The organism is uncultured Chloroflexus sp., assembly GCF_938091255.1.
GTDB lineage: Bacteria > Chloroflexota > Chloroflexia > Chloroflexales > Chloroflexaceae > Chloroflexus.
Genome location: NZ_CALLJH010000015.1, coordinates 67,468 through 75,426, shown reverse-complemented (window position 1 = coordinate 75,426; position 7,959 = coordinate 67,468). Strand labels below are relative to the sequence as shown.

The following is a 7,959-nucleotide window of genomic DNA, read 5'->3' as shown; positions in this document are numbered from 1 at the left end:
AGTTCCCCCATTGCTCTGACGCGGCGTGGAGCAGTGGCAGCTCGTCGGGCTCATAACCCGAAGGTCGCAGGTTCGAATCCTGCCGCCGCTACCAATCTTACCCTCACCCCCGCCGGTATACCGGCGGGGGTGAGAGTGTTTAGCGGGCAACATATCTTGACGAATACGCTATCGTTCTGAAGGTCGAGGTGACCACCCACGGCGCAGCAGCGGCCACGCTTGCCAGAGATATTCAATCCCGGAGCCAATCGTCCAGATAAGGGCAAGCGCCATTGGGATGGGCCAGAGGTTGAGGAGCGGGATGAGCAAGCCACCGGCGAGTAGTCCGAGGAAGCCGCCGGTTTCAGCGTGGGCAGCAAGGAGTCGCCAGATCAGCGCCACGACCGTAATCACGAGCTTCTGCTTACCAAAGCGACGAGCCGAAATGACAACCCCTTCGGCAGCGGCGAATGAACGGAGCCCAGAGACGACAAATTCCCGAACAATGATCGTGAGGGCAACCCATGACGGCAGCAGCCCAACCTCAATCATAGGTATAAGGACGCCAGCAACGAAGATCTTGTCGCTAATCGTATCGATAAAGATGCCAAGGGGTGACACCACCTTCAGATGGCGAGCCAGCCGGCCATCGGCCATATCACTCAACGCCATCAACAACAGCAAGAACGCCGCACTAAGATAGGCGGTTGGCGTTGCAACTAGCACCAGCCCTGCCAGAATCGGCGTCGCAATGATACGGAAAAGGCCCAGCAGATTGGGAAGCTGTCGCATGGTTTCCTACTCGGATCTACGCCTTACTCTGCACTTCGATTATAGCACACTGGGCCTCTAATATTTTATTGACATAATTTTGGCAAAAATGAATCCCTTGCTACCTACCATGGTATAATTCAGATCAATCATCGTGGCCGGCAAACAAAGTCGCTTAGTGAGCCAAACGGTTTGTCGCCGAAAACTGATCGCAACCTAGCGACTATTGCCGCAGCGCGAGGTGGGTGAAGAGCGATGTCATTGTTTGGAGAAGAGACGTTGCTGTGCAACGTCTTTACCTTCAATATTAAAGATGCGAGTGCGTAACCTGATACCACCTCGTTTATTCTATGCAGGTCATGATTGTTGCAATAGAAACTGGTACTTTGTGGTAGTTGCATGAACTGCGACGCATACCGATATGGTCACACTACTTGAACGAATCAACGAAGTACTGTTTGCGGCAGTATTGATTGTCAGCTTTTCATTATTGGCCTACATTGTGCTGCAAAACTGGCGTAGCGATATTGTGCGCGCGCTTGGTGTCTTGTTAGCTGGAGTCATCATCGCCTACAGCGGCGATTTGTTGCTGGCCCGCGCGCAACGTCCGGAAACGGTTGAATTTCTGGGCAGGGCGCAATGGTTGGGCATTGTATTGGTTCCGGCGGGTTATATTCACTTTGCGAATGCCTTGTTAGCGTTTGGCAATGCTAACACTCTCGCCCAACGCTGGCGGCGCAGCGTGTATTTAGCATATCTAGGCAGTATTATCATCTTTCTTCTGGTTGCGCTTGGCACAAATTTGGTGATTCACACTGGGATGCCAAGCGGCCCTGTCGCCCAATTTCAAGCCGGGCCATTGTTTTGGTTTTACGTCGTCTTCTTTGTTGTGGCAGCGACAACTGCGCTGATCGCCATCCTAACCGTGCGTCGCTTGGCATTAACGCCATCGCAGCGCCGGCGGTTGAGTTATCTGAGCGCGACATTTGCCGCGCCCGGGATTGGCGTCTTCCCGTTTTTACTCATTGCCTCCCCTAGCGCTGCGCCAATCAGCCTAATACTAGCGTTACAGGCAATTGCTAGCGTCATCGTGATTGTGATGGTCACGGTCATGACGTATTCTGTGGCGTTTCAGGGCATGCTCATCCCTGAGCGGCTAATCAAGCAAGATTTTGTCCGGTGGTGGTTATATGGCCCCTTCGTCGGCATAGCTACGATCCTGTTTATTCAGGCGGTGCCGGTCATTGCCCAGCAACTTGGCTTACCACAGGAGACGCTCATCACCTTTGGGGTGATGGTGATGACAGTCTTAATGCCGATCTTTGTGACGCAGGCCAAACCATACCTTGACGCTCTGATCTATCGCCAAGATCATTCTGAGATCGACTATTTGCGCAACTTGCCGCGCAATATGTTTACCCGAGCCGATCTGCGGGCGTTACTCGAAAACTCATTAGTCGCAATCTGTAACCCCTTGGGAGTGAAAACAGGCTTTGTGATCGCGCCGGGAGAAGATGGATTTAGCGTCAAAGCCTTATGGGGATCGCGCCGTGAAGTGCGCCGGTTTGTGACCGAACATCCAATTGCCAACCTGATACCGCAGCTTGATGCGATGCCTTATGATGCCAGCGCTAGTCTGGATAGCGGATCGTTTGTGGTGATCGGGTCATTTTGTTTATTGCCGTTGCGTAGTCCCGATGGTGTCTTCCTAGGTGCGATCGGGCTTGAGGCTACACCCGAACAATTGCAACGCAACGGTGGGATGTCGACCGAGATGCGACGCATGGTAACCGGGTTGGCTCATCAAATCGAGTTGGCGCTGACAACGGCGCAGATGCAGCGGCAAATTTTTGATGCGCTGCGTGGGTTAGCGCCAGAGATGCAGTCGTTGCAACAACTCAGTTCACGCTTAGAGCAAGCGACACCGAGTACCTTAAGCACGATCGAGGATGACATCGTGCTCCATCCCGATTTTCCGCAACTGGTCAAAGAGGCATTAACGCAATTTTGGGGCGGGCCAAAGCTGGCAGACAGCCCATTGCTTGGCTTGCGTAGTGTGCGGCGGGTACTTGCCGAGCAAGGCGGTAGCCCGACCAAGGCTTTGCAGGCCGTATTGCGGCAAGCGATCGCGAATTTGCGACCCGATGATCAGATCGATCCTTCGGCGCAGGAGTGGCTATTGTACAATCTGTTAGAAGGGCGATTTTTGCGCCGGCAGACGGTGCGTGATGTCGCTCATCGCCTTGCTATGAGCGAGTCAGATTTTTACCGGAAGCAGCGGATTGCGATTGAAGAGGTCGCGCGCCAAATCTTGTTAATGGAAGAACATGAGTGCGAAAATTCTACTGGCCGAAGATGAGATCGATCTGCAACTGATCACGCGCATAGCGCTCGAAGACGCAAATTATACCGTCGTTATCGCGAATAATGGTTTTGAAGCGTTGGAGCAACTTGCATGTCAGACCTTTGATCTCTTGTTGATCGATGTCATGATGCCGCAGATGGATGGATTAGAGCTGTGTCAGCGGTTACAGTACCATCCGGTTTGGCGCCAGATACCGATCGTCTTGCTCACGGCTAGCCCCAGAGTGCGGGATTTGCCGCAACACTTGCCATCTTCAGTGCGCGGTTGGGTTGAAAAACCATTTAATGTGTTTGCACTGGTGGAGAAAGTTCAATCAGTGCTCGCTGGCGAGTGTTGATAATCGCATGCTGCCATACGCTAGGCTAAGCATCGGTGTTCAAGTGAACAGGTGTACATGGTCGTGGAATTACCTGATCGATCAGCCCTTCTAGCCATCCTGTGCCGGCAGATGTATCGCGCCCCGTCGCGTGAGGTCGTATGGCAGGTATTGCTTGATGGCGCACGCAGCCTTGCTATGGCGAAGGTGGCGTTGATCTATCGACTTGAGCCTGAAAGCGATCAATTGCAGCGGTTTGACGATCAGACCGATCCAGTCGCAAGTGTGGCTCCGCAACAGATTAGTATTCCACACTACTTGATGCATGATTTGCGGTTGTTGCGGCAACCGCTGCTCTTTACACCTGATCGACAATCAACACCGCTGGCCTTGGCATTGACCCATGCGATCTGGCCTGAACAGCCGCCAACGCAGATTGTTTTCTTGCCCCTCGTGTCCCACGGCACGTTGCAGGGTCTGTGCATCTGTGGATGGAATGCACTCGTTGCTCATGAATACGTCGGCGTGTTGCAATTTCTAGCCGATGATGCCATTTATGCTCAGACACGGTTTGATTATGCCGACGGTATGCATAAAGCCGAACCGCTGCCGACGGATGCTTTCGTCGATCTCGCCTTACTCTACACCCATACCCCCGATCAACTGATTGGGGTCGCGCTAGAGCAACTAGTGAGCGCCGTTGGCGCCGCAGCCGGTGCGCTCTATCTCTACAATGATGAAGCAAGCCGGCTTGAGTTAAAGACGGTGACGACTAGTGCATCGTTGCCGGCTTTTGCAACCGTACTTCACCAGCTATGGCAACACGAGCTTGGTCAGCAGATGCAAACGTTGGCCGCGTCATTGCTCGAGTCAGACGAGGAAATCGCTTATCTGCCAATAGATTATTCTCAATCACCGGTACCCGGGACATTACACGCATTTCTGCGTTCGTATGCTATTACCGGTGTACTTTCACTGACGATCGTCGTCGGTGGATGGCAGGCTGGTGTTGTGCAGTTAGCGCCGTGGCCAAGCAATCGTTTCAGCGAACGGCAGGTGCAGTGGCTGCGCCTATGGGCGCGGCAAATTGGCGCGGTGATTGAGCATACCCGGCTCTTTGAGCATTTGCGGATCGAGCTTGATCGGGCACAGGCAGTGGTGGAAACGACCAACGATGGCATTATTATGATTGACCTTCAGCGCCGAGTTGTGATGGTCAATCGGCGAGCCTGCTATTTCTTTGGTGTGGCCGAGCATGATCTTAAGGGCCGGTCGTATAATGACCTGTTACTTATTTTTGGCCGAGTTTTTGCCAATAGTACTCGCTTGACATTCTGGTTGGGGCAACTACTAGGTTCAGAAACCGACCGCGCTAATGAAGAGTTTCAGGTGATTTGGCCAGAGGCGCGCCGGTTGCACTGCTTTTCAGCGCCGGTGATTAATCGGCGTGAGCAGTATTTAGGACGAATCTTGATCTTCCGCGATGTGACGCGCGAGCGTGAAGTTGAGCGCCTGAAGGACGATTTTGTCTCAACCGTATCGCATGAACTGCGGACGCCACTCAGCAGTATTCAGGGGGCACTGCAACTGGTGTTAGGTGATGCTGCGCGGGGCAAGCCCGGGCTTGCTCCTGATCTCGCCGCGCCGGTACGCTCAATGCTGCAAGTGTCGCTGGCAAATACTGAACGGCTCATTCGGCTGGTGAATGATATGCTTGATATTGCGAAGATCGAGCAGGGACGGTTGCGGTTGCAGCCGAAGCCGATTGCACCGATCGAGATCGGCCGGAGCGCCGTGGAGGAACTGCGAGCGTTCGCGCGCCAGTATGGCGTGACCATTTCGCTGAACGTGCCGTCCAATTTACCATTGGTGGAAGTCGATCGCGATCGGATTGTGCAGGTAGTGATCAACTTGTTGTCGAACGCGATCAAGTTTTCACCGAAAGGACAGCAGGTGCTGTTGAGCGCCACCCACGAGCAGAACGTCGTGCGCTTTAGCGTGCGCGATTGGGGGCCCGGCATTGCCCGTGCCGATCAGATGCGGTTGTTTCAAAAGTTTCACCAACTCGACCAATCGATCAATCGCGAAAAAAGCGGTTCTGGACTGGGGTTGGCTATCTCGAAGGAGTTAGTTGAACTACACGGTGGCAAGATTTGGGTTGATAGTGATCTTGGCCGGGGGAGTACGTTCAGTTTTACAGTGCCGGTGGCGAAAGTGCAGCCGCAACCGGTTGCAAGTCAACTCCCGCTGATTATCGTTGCCGACGGTGCTCATCCGTGGGTCGCCAAACTACGCGCTGCGTTAGAAGCCGATCCCGACTGGCACGTGATCCAGATACAGGCGGATGACATTAATGTCGCTACACCAGCGCGCCAGCCGGCATGTCTGGTCTTAATCGACTCTGGCAATCTCGATGATCGAATCAGTCAAATCCGCGCAGTTCCGCTTTACCGGATTGTGCCGATGATCGTGATCAGTCAGGTGCCAGTGTCGAGCCGCCTGCGTAATACCAGTGTCTTGTCGTTTGATAGCCCGGTTGAAGACGTTATTGCCGAAATTCGCCGCCAGCTTGCCGAACCGCAGCCGCTGGTGCTGGTAGTTGATGATGATCCGAATGTGCGGACGGTGTTGATGCGTATTTTGCAGCGGCACCGCATGCGGGTGTTAGCGGCCAGTGATGGGATTGAAGCGCTAGAGTTAGCGCAGCATTCGCGACCGCATGCAGTTTTGCTTGATCTACGTATGTCCGGTATGGACGGTTTGGAGGTGTTGCAGCGGTTACGGGCGCAGCCGGATACAGCGACGATCCCGGTTGTGATTTTGACCGCCAACGACTTGGGGCCTGATGCGTCGGCGCAAGCATTCAATCTTGGCGCGTGCGGTTTTCTCGAGAAACCGGTTACGGCTGAGCGTCTTATCGCCACGTTGACATCCGTTATGCAGACACGTAAGGATGATGATGAATAAGGCTCCGTCCGAAGTGGAAAAGTTTATCCATCAGCTTGCATCACCACTCACGGCGTTACAGAGCGCAGTAGACTTGCTGGCGCATCACTATGGGCAAAGTGATGATCAGCGATTACGCAACTTGATCGGCTCGTTGCAGCGATCGACAGCCCGCTTGCGCCAGTTTAGCCAACTCTTAACGGGCCGGTTGCAGATGGAAGGCGATATGATCGTTGCGCGGGTACCAATTGAAGCGTATCAGCCGGCGATGCCGGCACAGTCAGTGTCGGCGCCAGTCGTTTCAATCGGCCCGGGATTGGCAGTGCTGGTGGGTGGGGCGATGCTTGATGGGCTTGCGCAGACGTTGGCTGAAGCGGGCTTAGATGTGCAGCGCGTAACGACTGGGGCCGCTGGCCTTGATCTTGCCCGTCGCCGTCGGCCTCGCTTGCTGGTGATAGCTGAGGAAATCACGGACATTGATCCGCCTACCTGTGTCCAGATTGCCCGTACCGATCCGGAAACGCGCGAGGTTGCGGCGGCGGTGGCGAGCCACCACCCATTAGTTGGCGGCACCGTGCCGCTACTCGATCTGAGCCAACCGCTGCTTAATCAAGTGCAGCGCTTGTTGACCGCGCATCAGTATGAGCGGGGGATGCCACGGATTCTCTTGGTTGATGATGAAGCGGAGACTCGGGTTACGCTTGGTCAACAATTGACCGATGCCGGGTTTGTGGTCGTGACGGCAGCGGATAGTGCGACAGCGGTGCAATTGGCGACTACGCAGCATTTCGATCTTGTCATGCTCGATCGGTTGTTGCCTGATGGCGATGGTTTGCAGATATTGCATACCCTGCGCGCTACGCCGGCGACGCGGTTGGCGCCGGTGGTGTTGCTGTCTGCGGTCAGCGCACTGGATGAAAAGGTGCGGAGTTTGCAATTAGGCGCCGATGACTATATCGTGAAACCGTGCAGTGCAGCGGAATTAGCAGCGCGGATCCGTTCGATTTTGCGCCGGAGTGAGCGGGATAGCAGCGTGAATCCGCTATCACGGTTGCCCGGTAATATCGTGATTGAACGAGTCATTCACGAACGGCTGGTGCAGCAGCAACCGTTTGCGGTGGCGTATATCGATCTCGACCATTTTAAAGAGTATAATGATCACTACGGATTTTTTAAGGGCGATGCGGTGATTGTGCATACGGCCCGGCTTTTGGCTGACATCGTGCATTGGTATGGCGAAGCGGACGATTTTCTTGGCCATCTCGGCGGTGATGATTTTGTGTTAGTAACGACGTTGGAACGTGCGCAACGCCTTGGTCAAGAAATGATCAAGCGCTTTGACGCGACGATCCCCTACTTTTATGCAGCAGAGGATCGCGAGCGAGGCTATATATTCGGTCACGACCGGCAAGGTCGTCCATACCGTTGTGCATTGCTGAGTGTCTCGATTGCAGTTGTGCCGGTAGCGCCATCACACTATCGGCAGCCTTACGAGATTGCGCAGCGAGCAGTGATAGTGAAGCGACAGTCAAAGACGATGACCGGCAGTTGTTTGCTGGTTGATCAATCAGAAAGAGGATGA

At 54.2% G+C, this 7,959-nt stretch carries 5 protein-coding genes and 1 tRNA gene; 5 read left to right on the top strand and 1 reads right to left on the bottom strand.

What is annotated here, in order from left to right; all coding sequences use genetic code 11:
* The first annotated feature begins 19 nt into the window (after positions 1 to 19).
* A tRNA-Met gene (locus Q1A00_RS06875) sits at positions 20 to 94 on the top strand.
* A gap of 74 nt (positions 95 to 168) precedes the next feature.
* Here Q1A00_RS06875 and pgsA read toward each other — a convergent pair.
* Positions 169 to 771: a CDP-diacylglycerol--glycerol-3-phosphate 3-phosphatidyltransferase gene (gene pgsA, locus Q1A00_RS06870; RefSeq protein ID WP_298407414.1), complete on the bottom strand. Its 603-nt coding sequence runs from the start codon at positions 769 to 771 to the stop codon at positions 169 to 171.
* Positions 772 to 1,171: 400 nt separating this feature from the next.
* On the opposite strand from pgsA, the gene Q1A00_RS06865 reads away from it, so the two are divergent.
* The 4 genes from Q1A00_RS06865 to Q1A00_RS06850 all read left to right on the top strand — a co-directional run bounded on the left by Q1A00_RS06865 (position 1,172) and on the right by Q1A00_RS06850 (position 7,959).
* On the top strand, positions 1,172 to 3,109 hold the full coding sequence (locus tag Q1A00_RS06865) for a histidine kinase N-terminal 7TM domain-containing protein (protein WP_298407412.1): 1,938 nt from the start codon (positions 1,172 to 1,174) through the stop codon (positions 3,107 to 3,109).
* Positions 3,078 to 3,452: a response regulator gene (locus Q1A00_RS06860; RefSeq protein WP_298407409.1), complete on the top strand. Its 375-nt coding sequence runs from the start codon at positions 3,078 to 3,080 to the stop codon at positions 3,450 to 3,452. Before Q1A00_RS06865 ends, Q1A00_RS06860 begins: the two co-directional genes overlap by 32 nt.
* Before the next feature lie 63 nt (positions 3,453 to 3,515).
* A complete protein-coding gene (locus tag Q1A00_RS06855; RefSeq protein ID WP_299755878.1) occupies positions 3,516 to 6,398 on the top strand; it encodes an ATP-binding protein in 2,883 nt (960 codons plus the stop codon).
* Positions 6,391 to 7,959 (top strand): response regulator, encoded by a 1,569-nt coding sequence (locus Q1A00_RS06850; protein WP_299755875.1) that lies wholly within the window; start codon positions 6,391 to 6,393, stop codon positions 7,957 to 7,959. The genes Q1A00_RS06855 and Q1A00_RS06850 overlap by 8 nt, the downstream gene beginning before the upstream one ends.

Excerpts from the sequence above, each read along its gene's own strand:
- Q1A00_RS06850 (WP_299755875.1), top strand. The coding sequence starts at position 6,391 with ATGAATAAGGCTCCGTCCGAAGTGGAAAAGTTTATCCATCAGCTTGCA.
- Q1A00_RS06860 (WP_298407409.1), top strand. The coding sequence starts at position 3,078 with ATGAGTGCGAAAATTCTACTGGCCGAAGATGAGATCGATCTGCAACTG.
- Q1A00_RS06865 (WP_298407412.1), top strand. The coding sequence starts at position 1,172 with ATGGTCACACTACTTGAACGAATCAACGAAGTACTGTTTGCGGCAGTA.
- pgsA (WP_298407414.1), bottom strand. The coding sequence starts at position 771 with ATGCGACAGCTTCCCAATCTGCTGGGCCTTTTCCGTATCATTGCGACG.